We start from the raw sequence: 15,437 nt of genomic DNA, 5'->3' as shown, positions 1-15,437 counted from the left end.
TATGTTGAAAGACAGTGATCGTATCTTCACTAACCTTTACGGGATCAAGGATCCGTTCCTTGCCGGTGCCCGTGCCCGTGGTGATTGGGATAATACCAAGGCTATTCTTGAGAAAGGCCGTGATTGGATCATCGAGCAGATGAAGCAATCTGGCCTGCGTGGTCGTGGTGGTGCCGGTTTCCCTACCGGGGTAAAGTGGTCGTTCATGCCAAAAGAAGTCGGTGAACGACCACACTACTTGGTCGTCAATGCCGACGAAGGTGAACCGGGAACCTGCAAGGACCGTGACATTATGCGTCATGATCCTCACAAGCTTGTTGAAGGATGTTTGATAGCGTCTTTTGCAATGCGGGCCCAGGCTGCCTATATCTACATCCGCGGGGAGTTTTATCGTGAGGCCGAGGCTCTCCAGAAGGCTATAGACGAAGCTTATGCTGCCGGGCTTATCGGCAAGAATGCCTGTGGCTCCAGGTGGGATTTTGACCTTTATATCCACCGTGGAATGGGTGCGTACGTCTGTGGTGAAGAAACAGCCCTTATAAACTCCCTTGAGGGGAAAAAAGGTCAACCACGCCTGAAGCCTCCGTTTCCGGCTGGCGTTGGCGTGTTCGGATGTCCGACGACGGTCAACAATGTGGAATCTATTGCGGTTGCGCCGACTATCCTGCGCCGCGGTGGAGAATGGTTCGCGGGGTTGGGGCGTCCAAACAATACAGGGACCAAGCTGTTCTGTATTTCCGGACACGTCAACAAGCCGTGTAACGTCGAAGAAGAGATGGGCATCCCGCTCAAGGAGCTGTTAGAGAAGCATTGTGGTGGTGTCCGCGGCGGTTGGGACAACCTGCTGGCTGTGATTCCCGGTGGCTCCTCGGTTCCGGTTTTGCCGAAGCATATCTGTGACGACGTGTTGATGGACTTTGACAGCCTGCGTGCCGTTCAGTCGGGGCTTGGTACTGCTGCTGTTATTGTGATGGATAAGTCTACGGACATCATTCGCGCTATTACCCGCCTTGCAAAGTTCTATATGCATGAGAGCTGCGGGCAGTGTACGCCGTGCCGCGAGGGATCCGGGTGGATGTGGCGTGTCATGGAGCGTATTGCCAAGGGTAATGCCGATGTTGGGGAAATTGACATGCTGTTTGATGTTTCAAAGCAGATTGAGGGGCACACCATTTGTGCCCTTGGAGATGCGGCAGCATGGCCAATCCAAGGGTTGATCCGTCATTTCCGGCCGGAGATCGAGGCTCGCCTCGGTCGTCGGGCCGTCGCTGCTGAATAGGGAGTGCACAGGGTTATGCCCAAGCTGACGATTGACGGCATCGAAGTTGAAGTACCGGCCGGTACAACAATTTTGCAGGCAGCGGAGCAAATCGGGATTGAGATTCCCCGTTTTTGCTACCACGAGCGCCTGTCCATTGCCGGAAACTGCCGTATGTGCCTAGTTGAAGTGCAGCCAGGTCCACCAAAGCCTGCAGCATCCTGTGCAATGCCTGTTGCCGATGGCATGGTGGTGAAGACCAACAGCCCGATGGCTGTGAAGGCCCGCAAGGGTGTGATGGAGTTCCTGCTGATCAACCATCCGCTGGATTGCCCGATCTGTGACCAGGGTGGGGAATGTGATCTGCAAGATCAGGCTGTTGCCTTTGGCTATGATCGTTCCCGTTACCGGGAAGGCAAGCGGGCGGTCAAGGACAAGTATATGGGGCCCTTGGTGGCCACAGAAATGACCCGCTGCATACAGTGCACCCGGTGTGTACGCTTTGCGCAGGAAGTTGCCGGTGTTCCTGACCTTGGCGGGGTTAATCGCGGGGAACACATGGAGATCGGTACCTATGTGGAAAAAGCCATCGGTTCCGAGCTATCCGGCAATCTGGTTGATCTGTGCCCTGTTGGCGCGCTGACATCCAAACCTTATGCGTTCAATGCCCGTCCTTGGGAGCTCAAGAAAACGGAAAGCATCGACGTGTTTGATGCGATTGGTGCCAATATTCGTATTGATGCGCGTGGCAATGAGGTATTGCGGGTTCTTCCTCGCCTGAATGAATCGGTTAACGAAGAGTGGCTTGGTGACAAAAGCCGCCATGCCATTGATGGTTTACGCCGCCAGCGTCTTGATACGCCCTATGTTCGCAGAGATGGAAAGCTTGTCCCCGCAACGTGGCAAGAGGCATTCTCTGCGATAGCTGCTAGGATCCGGGGTATGAGCGGAAACCGCATGGCCGCCATTGCGGGTGATATGGCCGATGCCGAGGCCATGATCATGCTCAAGGATCTGATGTCAGCTCTGGGAAGCCGCAGTCTGGAATGTCGTCAGGACGGCGCTGCTCTTGATCCCGACAATCGCCTTTCGTGGCAGTTTAACTCCGGGATTTCCGGCATTGATGAAGCGGACGCCATCCTTCTGGTTGGAACCAATCCGCGGTGGGAAGCGCCCGTTCTTAACGCTCGCATTCGCAAACGTTATATGACGGGGCAGGTCAAGATCGCAGCTGTTGGGCCGCAGGTTGATCTGACGTATCGCTATCAGCATCTGGGTACGGGGCCAGAGACCCTGCAAGCCCTTCTTGACGGGCGCCATGATTTTATGGGTGTCCTTAAGGCGGCCAAAAAGCCGATGCTGATCCTCGGTATGGGGGCACTGACCCGGAAGGACAGTAAAGCTGTACTTGCCTTGGTTTCAAAGCTGGTCGAAAGCACAGGCATGGTTCGTGCTGACTGGAATGGCTTCAATGTTCTGCACACTGTGGCCGCACGCGTTGGCGGATTGGAGCTGGGCTTTGTCCCAGGACCAAACGGGCGTGATCTGGAAGGCATCTTGTCCGGTGCCGAGAAGGGAGAGATCGAGTTTGTGTATCTCTTGGGGGCAGATGAACTGCCAATGACACGCCTTGGCAAAGCTTTTGTCGTTTACCAAGGCAGCCATGGTGATGCCGGTGCCATGCGTGCCGACGTCATTCTGCCTGGAGCCGCCTATACGGAAAAAAGTGCGACGTACCTGAATACAGAGGGTGTTGTGCAACGTACGGCCCGGGCCGTTTTCCCTCCCGGTCAGGCGCGGGAAGACTGGACTGTTATAAGAGCCTTGTCCGAGGTTATCGGGCGTAAGCTTCCACAAGATACGCTTGCCCAGGTTCGCGACCGGATGACAGCTGTCAGTCCTGTATTTGATGATGACGCGGCCCCCCCGCCTGCAACGTGGAGTCCTCTTGGTCAAAGTGGACCGGTTGAGGCTGCTCCCTTCGCGAGCCCGATCAGGAATTATTACATGACAGATCCTGTCAGCCGTGCGTCGGCCACAATGGCTGAATGTACGGAGGTATACGTAAACGGCAACCAACAGCGGAAGACCGGGACCCATGGATGAACTCTGGCAAGGATACGTCTGGCCTGGCGTTATAATTGTCGCCCAGTGTCTGGCTATTATTGTGCCGCTGCTACTTGCCGTGGCCTATTTGACCTTGCTTGAACGCAAGGTGATCGGGGCGATGCAGATGCGTCGTGGCCCAAACGTGGTTGGTCCCTTTGGCTTGTTGCAGCCGATAGCCGACGGCGTGAAGCTGTTTCTCAAGGAAACTGTCATTCCAACTGGTGCCAGCCGTGCTGTCTTTATTATGGCACCAATGGTCACATTCTTTCTGGCTGTTGTGGCTTGGGCCGTGATCCCTGTCAACGACGGGTGGGTTCTCGCCAATCTCAATGTTGGGATTTTGTATCTTTTCGCAATTTCCTCGCTGGGTGTTTACGGCATTATCATGGCGGGTTGGGCGTCTAATTCTCGCTATGCTTTTCTTGGGGCGATGCGCTCGGCAGCGCAGATGGTGTCCTATGAAGTGGCAATGGGCCTGATCATGATTTCTGTTCTTCTGACGGTTGGCTCACTCAACCTGACAGATATTGTGATGGCACAGAAGAATAGTGTCTGGTTCATTGTCCTGCATCTGCCTATGGCCGTTGTTTTCTTCATATCGACACTGGCTGAAACAAACCGCCATCCTTTTGATCTGCCCGAAGCCGAGGCAGAACTTGTGTCCGGTTATAACGTCGAATACTCGGCCATGACGTTTGCCCTGTTTTTCTTGGGCGAGTATGCCAACATGATCCTGATGAGCGGGATGACGGTAACTTTGTTCCTAGGAGGATGGTTGCCGCCGGCTGATCTACCGATCTTCACTTGGATACCTGGGCCAATCTGGTTCTTTATCAAGGTGGTGTTGCTTCTTTATGTATTTATCTGGGCTCGTGCGGCGTTTCCGCGGTACCGCTATGACCAGCTTATGCGCTTGGGGTGGAAGGTTTTTCTTCCCTTCTCGCTGATTTGGCTGGTCCTGACGGCTGCAGTGTTGAAAATGACCGGCTGGTCGCCGCTGGCCTGAGTAGGAGAGGGACAATGGCTTTTATTGACCGTACTGTCCGGTCTTTCCTGCTGACGGAGATTCTGCAGGGTATGGGACTGACCTTGAAGTATTTCTTCAAGCCCAAGGTCACCATTAATTATCCGATGGAAAAAGGGCCGTTAAGCCCGCGTTTCCGCGGTGAACATGCCTTGCGCCGTTATCCAAACGGCGAGGAACGCTGTATTGCCTGTAAACTGTGTGAGGCCATCTGCCCGGCCCAAGCTATTACGATTGAGGCTGAGCCGCGGGACGATGGAAGCCGCCGTACCACGCGCTATGACATTGATATGACCAAATGCATCTACTGTGGGTTCTGTCAGGAAGCGTGTCCGGTTGATGCCATCGTTGAAGGACCGAACTTCGAGTTTGCCACGGAAACACGAGAAGAGCTGCTCTACAACAAGGATAAGCTGCTTGCCAATGGTGACCGCTGGGAAAAAGAACTGGCAAAGCGGATTGAACTTGATGCCCCGTATCGCTGATTCAGAAGACCCGCTCTATGTGGGATATCTTCTCAAGGTTTGGAAAATGCACTGTCTGATTTATGTACCCGGCGTATTCGGGAAGGGGGACCGATGATCCTGCAGGGCTTGGCATTTTATCTTTTTACCGTGGTGGCCATTTTCAGTGCTGCCATGGTAATCACGGCCCGTAGTCCGGTTCATTCCGTGCTTTGGTTGATACTGACGTTCTTTAATGCCGCCGGTTTGTTTATCCTCCTCGGTGCCGAGTTTCTGGCGATGTTGCTGGTTGTCGTTTACGTCGGTGCGGTTGCGGTGCTGTTCCTTTTTGTCGTGATGATGCTGGATCTCAATACACTGCGTCTGCGCGAGGGAATGGCCGAATACATGCCGGTCGGCGTTGCAATTGGTGCCATTCTTTTGGCGGAGATTGTTGCAGTAATGGGTGGATGGGCCTTGTCGCCGGATGTTCAGTCGGTGCGCGAAGCTCCTATTCCGCCGCTCTCGGAGGTTCATAACACTGCGGCCTTGGGTAACCTGATCTATACAGATTACATCTATCTGTTCCAGGCCGCTGGTCTTGTGCTTCTTGTGGCCATGATTGGATCCATCATGTTGACGCATCGTGTGCGTCCGGGTGTGAGAAAGCAGAACATTACCCGCCAGCTTGATCGTGGGCGTACGGTAGAGCTGAAAAAAGTTCCGACCAGGGGAGGGATCTGATGCTACAGATTGGTCTGTCGCATTATCTGACAGTCGGCGCGATACTCTTCGTGCTGGGTGTGGTCGGGATTTTCCTGAACCGCAAGAATGTCGTGATTATCATGATGTCGATCGAGCTGATGCTTTTGGCCGTCAATGTCAACATGGTCGCCTTTTCCTCCTTTCTGGGAGATTTGGTCGGTCAGGTGTTTACCTTATTCATTTTGACAGTTGCCGCTGCTGAAGCCGCTATTGGTCTTGCGATCCTGGTTGTGTTCTTCCGTAACCGGGGTTCAATCGCTGTTGAAGACATCAACCAGATGAAGGGCTGAGAAAGCAGATGTACGTCGCAGCCATATTTCTGCCTCTGCTGGCAGCCATAATCGCCGGGTTCTTCCGCCACTGGTTGAAAGATACCGGTGCCCAAGTGGTTACCACATCCGCTGTTCTTTTATCAGCAGCGCTGTCGGTTGCTATTTTCTTTGAAGTTGCCATTGGGCAAAAGCCTGTCACGGTTGAGCTCCTGAAGTGGATTTCATCGGGCGACTTTCAGGTGTCGTGGGCTCTGCGCTTCGACACCTTGACGGCGGTTATGCTGATTGTCGTGAATGGTGTTTCGTCGATGGTGCATGTCTATTCATGTGGATATATGCACCATGATAAATCCATTCCCCGGTTTATGGCCTATCTGTCGCTGTTTACCTTCATGATGTTGATGCTGGTCACGGCTGATAACCTTGTTCAACTGTTTTTCGGCTGGGAAGGCGTTGGTCTGGCGTCCTATCTTCTGATCGGTTTCTGGTACGAGAAACAGTCGGCCTGTGCAGCAGCTATGAAAGCCTTTATCGTTAACCGTGTTGGTGACTTTGGCTTTGCCCTTGGTATCTTTGGTGTCTATTTCCTGTTTGGATCAGTGGAATTCAACACAATCTTTGCAGCAGCACCAGATCATGCGCACAGCACGGTCCGTTTCTTTGGAACGGAATGGCACGCACTGACCATCATTGGCTTTCTGTTGTTTATCGGTGCCATGGGCAAGTCGGCCCAGCTAGGTCTGCATACATGGCTTCCGGATGCCATGGAAGGTCCAACCCCGGTTTCGGCCCTGATCCACGCAGCAACGATGGTAACGGCGGGTGTCTTTATGGTCAGCCGTATGTCACCCTTGTTCGAACTGGCCCCTGATGCTCTGGCTATCATTGCTGTCGTGGGTGCAACAACCGCGTTCTTTGCAGCGACGGTTGGGTGTGTTCAGAACGATATCAAACGGGTTATTGCCTATTCGACGTGTTCCCAGCTGGGATATATGTTCTTTGCTATTGGTGTTTCCGCTTATCAGGCAGCTATTTTTCACCTGATGACGCACGCTTTCTTCAAGGCGCTTCTGTTCTTGGGGGCTGGGTCTGTTATCCATGCCATGTCTGATGAGCAGGACATCCGCAAGATGGGGGGGATTTGGAAGCATATCCCCGTCACGTACACGATGATGTGGATTGGCTCTCTCGCCTTGGCCGGGATTCCGTTCTTTGCCGGCTTCTATTCCAAGGACATGATCTTGGAAACGGCTTTTGCGGCCCACAGTGCTGTTGGAACTTATGCCTTCTGGATGGGGATTGCTGCTGCGGGCATGACCGCTTTCTATTCTTGGCGCTTGCTTATTCTAACGTTCCACGGGAAGCCGCGCGCTGATGACTATGTCATGAGCCATGTTCATGAAAGCCCGGCGATTATGGTGATCCCCCTTCTGGTTCTTTCTGTCGGGGCCGTGTTCTCTGGCTGGATTGGCTATGATCTTTTTGTCGGGGATGCGCGTTCCAGCTTCTGGGGAAATGCCATTCTGGTCCTAGAAGGGCATGATACTGTCGGTGCAGCCCACCACGTTCCTTCTTGGGTCAAGCTGATGCCACTGTATATGAGCGTTGGTGGTATCGTGCTGGCCTACATCCTTTACATGTTTGCTCCCAAGGTCCCCGGTGTCATCGCTAAGGCTCTGCGTCCCCTGTATCTCTTCCTTCTGAATAAGTGGTACTTTGACGAGCTTTTTGACCGCATCTTTGTGCGTCCGGCCTTTGTTCTTGGCCGCGGGTTCTGGAAAGGTGGAGACGGGGCCTTGATCGACGGTGTTGGTCCTGATGGGCTTGCTGCTGCAACACGCAGTATAGCGGCTCGGTTTTCACGGATGCAGTCCGGTTATCTGTACCATTACGCCTTTGCCATGATTCTTGGCGTAGCGGTGTTTGTAACCTGGTATATCATCAGACATGCAGGATAAGCGCCAATGACCGACCTTCCTCTTCTGTCAATCGTCACGTTTCTTCCGCTGGTCGGCGCTGCGTTTGTCTTGTTTGTGCGCGGTAGCGAAAAGGCCGTTGCGCGTAACGCGCGTAATGTGGCCCTGCTGACTTCTGTGGCAACTTTTCTGATCTCTCTTGGCTTGTGGGAAGGATTTAATCCTGCCACAGCCGAATTCCAGTTTGTCGAGAAGGTGGAATGGCTACCCGTATGGGGTATAAGCTACCACATGGGGCTGGACGGCATTTCTCTGTTCTTTGTTTTGCTATCGACGTTCCTGACACCCCTTTGCATATTGTCGGCTTGGGAAGCTGTAGAGAAGCGGGTCAGGGAGTACATGTTGGCCTTCTTGGTACTGGAAACCTTGATGGTTGGCATGTTTTGTGCCCTTGATTACGTCCTGTTCTACATCTTCTTCGAAGCCGTCCTGATCCCCATGTACATCATGATTGGTGTTTGGGGGGGGCCGCGCCGGGTTTATGCTGCATTCAAGTTTTTCCTTTATACTCTGGCAGGTTCTGTCCTGATGCTGGTGGCAATTGTTGCCATGCTTCTGGTTGCCGGAACAACCGATATCCCAACCCTTATGGAAACACGTTTTTCGCGTGATATGCAGCTTTGGCTGTGGCTTGCGATGTTCGCCTCCTTTGCCGTCAAGGTGCCGATGTGGCCATTCCACACATGGCTTCCTGATGCACACGTTGAGGCTCCGACTGCAGGTTCGGTGATTCTTGCCGGTGTCTTGCTGAAAATGGGTGGGTACGGTTTTCTACGCTTCTCTATTCCAATGCTGCCAGAGGCGACGCAGTACTTTGCACCGTTGATGTTTACGCTGTCTGTTGCAGCCATTATTTACACATCATTGGTGGCGTTGGTGCAGGAGGATATGAAGAAGCTGATCGCCTATTCTTCTGTAGCGCATATGGGTTTTGTGACGGTTGGTACCTTTGCGCTGAATCAGCAGGCGATTGAGGGCGCGATCATCCAGATGCTTTCGCACGGAGTTGTTTCCGGGGCTCTCTTCCTGTGTGTTGGCGTTGTCTATGACCGTCTCCATACGCGTGAGATGGCCCGGTATGGTGGGGTGTCTGATGTCATGCCCAAGTACGCGCTGGTTTTCATGTTCTTTACCATGGCGTCTGTCGGCCTGCCGGGTACATCTGGTTTTGTCGGGGAGTTCATGATTCTTCTGGGTGTTTTCCAGACCAGCAGTTGGGTTGGGCTATTTACTGCGACAGGTTTGATCTTGGGTGCCACGTATGCCTTGCTTCTGTACCGCAGGATTTGCTTTGGAAAGCTCGACAAGGATGACGTGAAGGCCATGCTGGACATGAACCCGCGCGAAGTGGCGATTTTTGTTCCCTTGATCCTTGTCGTGCTGTGGATGGGCATTTATCCATCTTCATTCTTGGAACCCATGCACGCTTCTGTGATCAACCTTGTTGAAAATTATCATGCTGCCTTGGCAGATGCCGGTTCCGGCACTGCTTTGGCATTTCGCTGAGGCCGGCGACTGGAGAGGTAACTGACACCATGACTGTGATCGCAAACCTAGGGGTCGCCGCCCCTGAACTGATCCTGGCTTGTTCCGGCCTTGCCCTGCTGATGGTTGGTGTATTCCGCCGGGGGGATGCAACCTTGGCTGTTGGCTGGATGGCTGTTCTGGCTCTCTTGGTCACCATGGCCGTTGTATTTGTCGGTGAACCCAGAGTGATGAGCACCTTTAATGGCATGTTTGTCTCTGATGGTTTTTCACGCTATGCAAAGCTTGTGACACTGTTTGCTGCGGCCTTGACGCTGATCCTGACGTTGTCATGGATGGCACGTGAGCAGATGGAAAAATTTGAGGTTCCGGTCGTTATGCTGTTTGCCACGCTTGGCATGCTGATGATGATCTCGGCCAATAACTTGATGTCCCTGTACCTAGGGCTGGAGCTGATGAGCCTTGCATCTTATGTCCTTGCCGCGTTGCGGCGGGATACAGTCAAGTCAACTGAGGCCGGCTTGAAGTATTTTGTTTTGGGCTCTGTAGCCTCGGGCATGCTGTTGTACGGGATGTCAATGGTTTATGGCTTCTCCGGAACGACATCTTTCGATGCTTTGGCAAAAGTCTTGGGGGAGCATGCACCGACAGGGGCAATTGTTGGCTTAGTTTTTATGCTGTGTGGCATGGCATTCAAGGTCTCTGCTGTTCCTTTCCACATGTGGACACCCGATGTATACGAAGGGGCTCCAACTCCTGTAACAGCCTTTTTCGCAGCCGCACCCAAAGTTGCCGCAATCGCTTTGTTTATCCGTCTTCTTGTCGGGCCATTTGCTGATTTAGCTGGTGCATGGCAGCAAGTATTGTGGCTTGTTTCTGCGGGTTCGATGATTGTTGGCGCTTTTGGTGCTGTAGCCCAGACCAATATAAAGAGGCTGATGGCTTACTCTTCGATTGGCCATATGGGCTATGTGCTTGTAGGCTTGGTAACAGGGACCGAGGTTGGTGTCAGTGCTGCTCTACTGTATATGGCTCTGTATGTCTTTATGAGTGTTGGCAGTTTTGCGGTTATTCTCTCCATGCGTTCCGGTGGGCAGGCTCTGGAAAAGATAAGCGATCTGTCGGGGCTGCACAAAGCATCACCAGGCTTGGCAGCGGCCTTGGCAATCTTTTTATTCTCTATGGCAGGCATTCCGTTTTTTGCCGGCTTTGTCGCAAAATTGGGGCTCTTTATCGCCGCCTTGGATGGTGGTCAGCTGGCCTTGGCTATTATTCTGGCGCTGTCCAGTGTTGTTGCGGCTTTCTACTACATACGGGTTATCAAGGTGATGTACTTTGATGAGCCATCTGAGACGTTTGATCCGGTGCCATCATCAAATACGCTGATTCTGTCCGGGACAGCTTTTTTCACAACCTTCTTCCTAGCTTGGCCTGGACCGCTGATTGCCCAAGCTGATCTAGCTGCCAAGGCACTATTCCCGGGATAATCTTCTGTTGATTTACGTACCGGATATGTTCCTCGAACATAGGGGCGAGGCGCTACCTAAAGGGTGGCGCCTCGTTTTCCTGCGTGAAACGGATAGTACAAACGAAGAAATAAAGCGCCGACGGAACAGTGATCCGGGCGAGGGATTTGTCATCGTTGCCGGTTCCCAGACTGCCGGGCGTGGCCGACGTGGCCGCTCGTGGGAAAGCCCGGAAGGAAACCTATTTCTGTCTGTTCGCTTACAGCAATCTGCACAAGGGGTGGCTGATAGCGCATCATTATCCTTTATCGCGGCATTGGCTCTTTCGGACGCTTTTTCCAGCATGGCTCCGTCACTGGATGTGACACTTAAATGGCCAAACGATGTGCTTGTTTCCGGGGCAAAGGTGTCTGGTATCCTACTGGAAGCGGATGAATCATGGATCATTGTGGGGGTTGGGATAAACGTGCTGCATCGACCACAGGTCATCCCCACAAACTACCCTGTCACGAGTCTTGCCGAACAAGGCGTCTCTGTTTCTGTTCTTGATGTTGCTTCTTTTTTCTGCCATGCCCTGTACAGCAGACTTCAGCAGTGGAGAGGGGAGGGGTTTGCTCCCATCCTTCGGGCATGGAAAGCCAAGGCATGTGGCTTGGGTGGTCGTGTGGTGGCAAACCTTCCGGATGGGTCATCGGTTTGCGGTATTTTTTCTGATCTCGATGCAGACGGTGCCCTTGTGCTGCATAATGAGTCGGGACAACATCGCATTTTTGCCGCTGATATTTTCTTTGGTTGAGATCTGGCACAGAATTCTTTGAATTTGGGATCTATGCGGAATGCTTCTGGTTATCGACTCCGGCAATACCAACATTGTTTTTGCTGTTTATGACGGTGAGAAAGCCATGGGAGAATGGCGCTCTTCTACCCGTTCAGACTGTACAGCCGATGAATACGGGGTCTGGTTGACCCAGCTTATGCAACTGAAGGGGTTAAATCCCCAAGATATTTCTGCCGCTGTCATGGCCTCGGTTGTTCCGGCCAATGTCTTTGCGCTGAAGACCCTGTGTCGTACGTATTTTCATACGGAACCTCTGGTTATAGGCGAGCCTGGGGTCCGGCTTGATCTGCAAATCATGCTTGATCGACCGGAGGAAGTGGGAGCGGACCGTCTCGTCAATGCCATAGCGGCACATACCAGATACAAGGGTTCCCTTGTTGTGATTGACTTTGGAACGGCAACCACCTTTGATGTCGTCGACCGTCAAGGGAACTATCATGGTGGCTGTATTTGCCCGGGTATCAATCTATCTCTGGAGGCCTTGCACATGGCTGCCGCCCAACTCCCGCGAGTGGCAGTTGGCCGCCCCTTGTCCGTTATTGGCAAGGCAACTGTTCCTGCCATGAAGTCAGGAGTATACTGGGGCTACGTGGGCTTGATCGAAGGCTTGGTCAGCAGGATATCCAAGGAATTTGGCGAACCAATGACGGTCGTTGCGACTGGTGGACTGGCTCCCCTGTTTGCAGAAGCGACCGATGTTATTCATCATCTTGACAGTGATTTAACCCTGCGAGGGCTTGTCGAGATTTATCGACGCAACATTACGGAAGAAAAATTGAAACGCGCATGACTGCTGTTGATACTGCAACGCTGCCCCGTCTTACCAAAGCCCCGAAAGACCGGCTTGTCTTCATTCCTTTGGGGGGAACCGGTGAAATTGGTATGAATCTCAATGTCTACGGTTGCCAAGGGCGGTGGCTGGCCGTAGACATGGGTGTTACTTTTGGCGATGATCAGATACCCGGTGTCGATGTTGTCATGCCGGATCATTCTTTTCTGGAAGAGAATGCGGCTGATCTTGCCGGTATCGTGATCACCCATGCACACGAAGACCATATAGGCGCGGTTGCCTATTTGTGGCCCGATTTGCGGTGTCCGGTTTATGCAACGCCGTTTGCTGCGGAATTTCTTAGGCATAAACTGAAGGAAGAGGGTCTGGGTGGTGAAGTGCCGGTTCACGTCGTCCCGCTTGGTGGGCGGGTAGACATTGGCCCGTTCAATGTGGAGTTTGTGTCGTTTACTCACTCCATTCCTGAGCCAAATGGTCTTGTTATTCGTACAGCGCATGGCAATATCTACCATACTGGGGACTGGAAGCTAGACCCCGAGCCAATGGTTGGCAGCACGGTCGACTATGACCGGCTTCGGGCTATTGGTGATGAGGGTATTGCAGCCTGTGTCAGCGACAGCACTAATATTCTTAACAAGGGTCGTTCTGGCTCGGAAGGGGATGTTCGTCGCAGTCTTGTTGATATGCTGGGACGTTTTGACGGGCGTGTGGCCGTGTGCTGCTTTGCCTCCAATATTGCCCGTGTTGAAAGTATCGTGAAGGCAGCGCGTGCCAACGGAAGGCAGGTTTGCTTGGTGGGGCGATCCCTGTGGCGCATGGTCGATACAGCCCGTTCCACAGGCTATATCGGCGATATTGGCCCGCTTCTTGAGGCTGATGATGCAGCGGATTTGCCGGCACGTCAGGTCTTGTATCTATGCACAGGATCCCAAGGTGAATCCCGTGCTGCCATGGCACGCATCGCTTGGGGGCATCATCCTCACGTTACATTGGGGCGGGGCGATGTGGTTCTGTTCTCATCACGGGTTATTCCCGGCAACGAGAAAGCTATTTTCCGTCTGCAGAACCGCCTTGTGCGGTCAGGGGTCGATGTTCTGACAGATCGGGAGGCCTTTATTCATGTGTCCGGCCACCCATCCCAAGATGAGGTTGGGGAACTGTACCGCCTGCTTCGGCCAACAGTTGTTGTACCCGTGCACGGAGAGCGTCGCCACCTGCAGGTTCATGCGGATTTTGCCATTGATCATGGGGCACGGAAGGCTGTTGTCCTCGATAATGGACAGGTTCTTGATCTGACATCATCAGATAATCCTCATGTTTTTGCTTCTGTGCCTGTGGGGCGTCTTACCCTGGAGGGGGATCGCATCGTTCCCATGGACAGCCCGGTGTTGCGGGACCGCAAGAAAATGATGGTCAATGGGGCCGCTGTCATTACTTTAGTCCTTGATCACAAGGGCCAGGTTCTAGCACCACCGCTTGTCACTACGCATGGCCTGTTTACCCCCGATGATGATGACGAGCCACAGGGGGTCGGTCTTGCCGATGCGGTAACGGATGCTGTTGGTGACCTCGACCCGCGTGATCGCAAAAATGATGATACGGTCCGCGAAGCAGTCCGGCGTGCTGTGCGCCGTGTCATGAATCAGGATCAAGGGCGGAAACCTTTGACTGACGTGCATCTTGTAAGGCTTTAGGATTCGTGTAAGCGGGGGAGGAGAGATGGTATGATCGGGCGCCTTAACCATGTTGCTCTTGTCGTGCCGGATCTGGAAAAAGCCTCCCGCTTTTATCAGGATGCAATGGGTGCCTCTGTTGCTGCGCCCCTTCATTTGACGGACCATGGGGTAAGCGTTGTTTTTGTCGAACTTCCCAATACCAGGGTTGAGCTTTTGCACCCTTTGGGAGATGAAAGCCCCATCAGAGGCTTTCTGACTGACCATCCCGAAGGGGGCATGCACCATATGTGTTATGAGGTCCGGGATCTGTTGGCGGCAAGCAGGCACCTGAAAGCACAGGGGATGCGTATTCTCGGAAGTGGAGACCCAAAAACAGGAGCTCACGGGAAGCCGGTTTTATTTCTCCACCCCAAGGATGCATTTGGCACCTTGATAGAGCTTGAACAGGCCTGATCCCAACGGAGAACAGGACACGGTGAGCTGGTACTGCGACTTGGCTCCGGGACATCCGGTGCATCACGCTTATCACGAAAGCGAATATGGCTTCCCCTTGCGGGATGATCAAGCGTTGCTGGAGCGACTGTCCTTGGAGATCTTCCAAGCTGGCTTGTCGTGGGAGTTGATCCTCAAGCGTCGTGCATCCCTGAAGGAAGCATTCGCCGGTTTTGATCCGCATATCTTGGCCAGCTGGAATGACGAAGCTGTGCCATTGCTTCTTCAAAATCCCGGCATTATACGCAACAGAAGAAAAGTAAAGGCTATACTTGAGAATGCTCGCATTCTGATGTGTTTAAAAGCCGAATATGGAAGTCTTGCCAATTGGATAGATGCTCACCACCCCTTGGTTCATAAAGACTGGGTTCGGGTCTTTCGACGAACATTCCGTTTTACCGGGCCGGAAATCGTCAAGGAGTTTCTGATGTCAACGGGTTGGCTCCCCGGCGCACACCACGCGCAATGTCCCGTTTATACTCGCATTCTTGCTGCGAACCCTCCATGGAGAAAAGCCATGGAACATGGATTTTCTTACGACTGATGCCCGCCGAGAGTCCGCAACGCGGCCATAATTTCTCCCAGATCACCGGGAGAAACTTCGCTCCACATATTATGGCCGACAATGCGAACATTGGGTCCGTAGACACAGCGCCCCATACAGGGGGAACCGCTTACCTCTACGCGGTCAGCAAGAAGGGGGTCATTCTCAATGGCATCTTTCAGGGCAGAGAGGACAAGCTCCGCACCACTGGCTGAACAGCTTTTCTGCATCTCCCCGTAACGGCGGTTCAGGCATACCAGAACTTCTATTGTGGTTGGATCCTCATCATTCATGGTGAC

Annotated in this window: 15 protein-coding genes; 14 read left to right on the top strand and 1 reads right to left on the bottom strand. The window is 53.1% G+C overall.

The features are described 5' to 3' along the window. The first annotated feature begins 1 nt into the window (after position 1). From nuoF to AY555_RS08675, 14 genes are all read left to right on the top strand, one after another. Entirely contained in the window at positions 2–1,279 is a 1,278-nt protein-coding gene (gene nuoF, locus AY555_RS08740; protein ID WP_066135690.1) for an NADH-quinone oxidoreductase subunit NuoF, read from the top strand. Positions 1,280–1,294: 15 nt separating this feature from the next. Further along, positions 1,295–3,364 carry an NADH-quinone oxidoreductase subunit NuoG gene (gene nuoG, locus AY555_RS08735; protein ID WP_066135687.1) on the top strand — a complete coding sequence of 690 codons (2,070 nt, stop codon included), beginning with the start codon at positions 1,295–1,297 and terminating at the stop codon, positions 3,362–3,364. After that, positions 3,357–4,373 (top strand): NADH-quinone oxidoreductase subunit NuoH, encoded by a 1,017-nt coding sequence (nuoH, locus tag AY555_RS08730; protein ID WP_066135683.1) that lies wholly within the window; start codon positions 3,357–3,359, stop codon positions 4,371–4,373. The genes nuoG and nuoH overlap by 8 nt, the downstream gene beginning before the upstream one ends. A gap of 14 nt (positions 4,374–4,387) precedes the next feature. Continuing rightward, positions 4,388–4,876, top strand: a complete 489-nt coding sequence (gene nuoI / locus AY555_RS08725; protein WP_066135681.1) for an NADH-quinone oxidoreductase subunit NuoI — start codon at positions 4,388–4,390, stop codon at positions 4,874–4,876. Positions 4,877–4,969: 93 nt separating this feature from the next. Further along, the gene (locus AY555_RS08720) at positions 4,970–5,578 is read left to right on the top strand and encodes an NADH-quinone oxidoreductase subunit J (protein ID WP_066135679.1); all 609 of its coding nucleotides are present in this window, start codon (positions 4,970–4,972) and stop codon (positions 5,576–5,578) included. After that, positions 5,578–5,889: an NADH-quinone oxidoreductase subunit NuoK gene (gene nuoK, locus AY555_RS08715; RefSeq protein WP_066135676.1), complete on the top strand. Its 312-nt coding sequence runs from the start codon at positions 5,578–5,580 to the stop codon at positions 5,887–5,889. Before AY555_RS08720 ends, nuoK begins: the two co-directional genes overlap by 1 nt. An 8-nt stretch (positions 5,890–5,897) precedes the next feature. Next, a complete protein-coding gene (gene nuoL / locus AY555_RS08710; protein ID WP_066135673.1) occupies positions 5,898–7,829 on the top strand; it encodes an NADH-quinone oxidoreductase subunit L in 1,932 nt (643 codons plus the stop codon). Between the two features lie 6 nt (positions 7,830–7,835). Further along, complete coding sequence (locus AY555_RS08705; protein ID WP_066135670.1) at positions 7,836–9,353, top strand: NADH-quinone oxidoreductase subunit M; 1,518 nt, start codon at positions 7,836–7,838, stop codon at positions 9,351–9,353. A 29-nt stretch (positions 9,354–9,382) separates the two neighbouring features. After that, complete coding sequence (gene nuoN / locus AY555_RS08700) at positions 9,383–10,819, top strand: NADH-quinone oxidoreductase subunit NuoN (protein WP_066135667.1); 1,437 nt, start codon at positions 9,383–9,385, stop codon at positions 10,817–10,819. 7 nt (positions 10,820–10,826) lie between these two features. Then, complete coding sequence (locus AY555_RS08695) at positions 10,827–11,594, top strand: biotin--[acetyl-CoA-carboxylase] ligase (RefSeq protein WP_167798711.1); 768 nt, start codon at positions 10,827–10,829, stop codon at positions 11,592–11,594. Between the two features lie 40 nt (positions 11,595–11,634). After that, positions 11,635–12,426: a type III pantothenate kinase gene (locus AY555_RS08690; protein WP_066135661.1), complete on the top strand. Its 792-nt coding sequence runs from the start codon at positions 11,635–11,637 to the stop codon at positions 12,424–12,426. After that, positions 12,423–14,120: a ribonuclease J gene (locus tag AY555_RS08685; protein ID WP_066135658.1), complete on the top strand. Its 1,698-nt coding sequence runs from the start codon at positions 12,423–12,425 to the stop codon at positions 14,118–14,120. The genes AY555_RS08690 and AY555_RS08685 overlap by 4 nt, the downstream gene beginning before the upstream one ends. 30 nt (positions 14,121–14,150) lie before the next feature. After that, positions 14,151–14,555: a methylmalonyl-CoA epimerase gene (mce, locus tag AY555_RS08680; protein ID WP_066135656.1), complete on the top strand. Its 405-nt coding sequence runs from the start codon at positions 14,151–14,153 to the stop codon at positions 14,553–14,555. A 22-nt stretch (positions 14,556–14,577) separates the two neighbouring features. Next, the gene (locus AY555_RS08675; protein ID WP_066135653.1) at positions 14,578–15,138 is read left to right on the top strand and encodes a DNA-3-methyladenine glycosylase I; all 561 of its coding nucleotides are present in this window, start codon (positions 14,578–14,580) and stop codon (positions 15,136–15,138) included. Here the strand turns inward: AY555_RS08675 and AY555_RS08670 are convergent. Beyond that, entirely contained in the window at positions 15,129–15,431 is a 303-nt protein-coding gene (locus AY555_RS08670) for a (2Fe-2S) ferredoxin domain-containing protein (RefSeq protein ID WP_066135650.1), read from the bottom strand. The two genes, AY555_RS08675 and AY555_RS08670, sit on opposite strands and share 10 nt — an antisense overlap. Between the last annotated feature and the right edge of the window lie 6 nt (positions 15,432–15,437).

It is taken from the genome of Haematospirillum jordaniae, assembly GCF_001611975.1.
Taxonomy (GTDB): domain Bacteria; phylum Pseudomonadota; class Alphaproteobacteria; order Rhodospirillales; family Rhodospirillaceae; genus Haematospirillum; species Haematospirillum jordaniae.
The sequence above is the reverse complement of the archived record's forward strand: the minus strand, read 5'-3'. Positions and strand labels throughout refer to the sequence as shown.

Coding starts and splice junctions, on each gene's coding strand:
- AY555_RS08685 (WP_066135658.1), top strand. CDS start 12,423: ATGACTGCTGTTGATACTGCAACGCTGCCCCGTCTTACCAAAGCCCCG.
- nuoI (WP_066135681.1), top strand. CDS start 4,388: ATGGCTTTTATTGACCGTACTGTCCGGTCTTTCCTGCTGACGGAGATT.
- nuoH (WP_066135683.1), top strand. CDS start 3,357: ATGGATGAACTCTGGCAAGGATACGTCTGGCCTGGCGTTATAATTGTC.
- AY555_RS08690 (WP_066135661.1), top strand. CDS start 11,635: ATGCTTCTGGTTATCGACTCCGGCAATACCAACATTGTTTTTGCTGTT.
- AY555_RS08720 (WP_066135679.1), top strand. CDS start 4,970: ATGATCCTGCAGGGCTTGGCATTTTATCTTTTTACCGTGGTGGCCATT.
- nuoG (WP_066135687.1), top strand. CDS start 1,295: ATGCCCAAGCTGACGATTGACGGCATCGAAGTTGAAGTACCGGCCGGT.
- nuoN (WP_066135667.1), top strand. CDS start 9,383: ATGACTGTGATCGCAAACCTAGGGGTCGCCGCCCCTGAACTGATCCTG.
- nuoK (WP_066135676.1), top strand. CDS start 5,578: ATGCTACAGATTGGTCTGTCGCATTATCTGACAGTCGGCGCGATACTC.
- nuoF (WP_066135690.1), top strand. CDS start 2: ATGTTGAAAGACAGTGATCGTATCTTCACTAACCTTTACGGGATCAAG.
- mce (WP_066135656.1), top strand. CDS start 14,151: ATGATCGGGCGCCTTAACCATGTTGCTCTTGTCGTGCCGGATCTGGAA.
- nuoL (WP_066135673.1), top strand. CDS start 5,898: ATGTACGTCGCAGCCATATTTCTGCCTCTGCTGGCAGCCATAATCGCC.
- AY555_RS08670 (WP_066135650.1), bottom strand. CDS start 15,431: ATGAATGATGAGGATCCAACCACAATAGAAGTTCTGGTATGCCTGAAC.
- AY555_RS08705 (WP_066135670.1), top strand. CDS start 7,836: ATGACCGACCTTCCTCTTCTGTCAATCGTCACGTTTCTTCCGCTGGTC.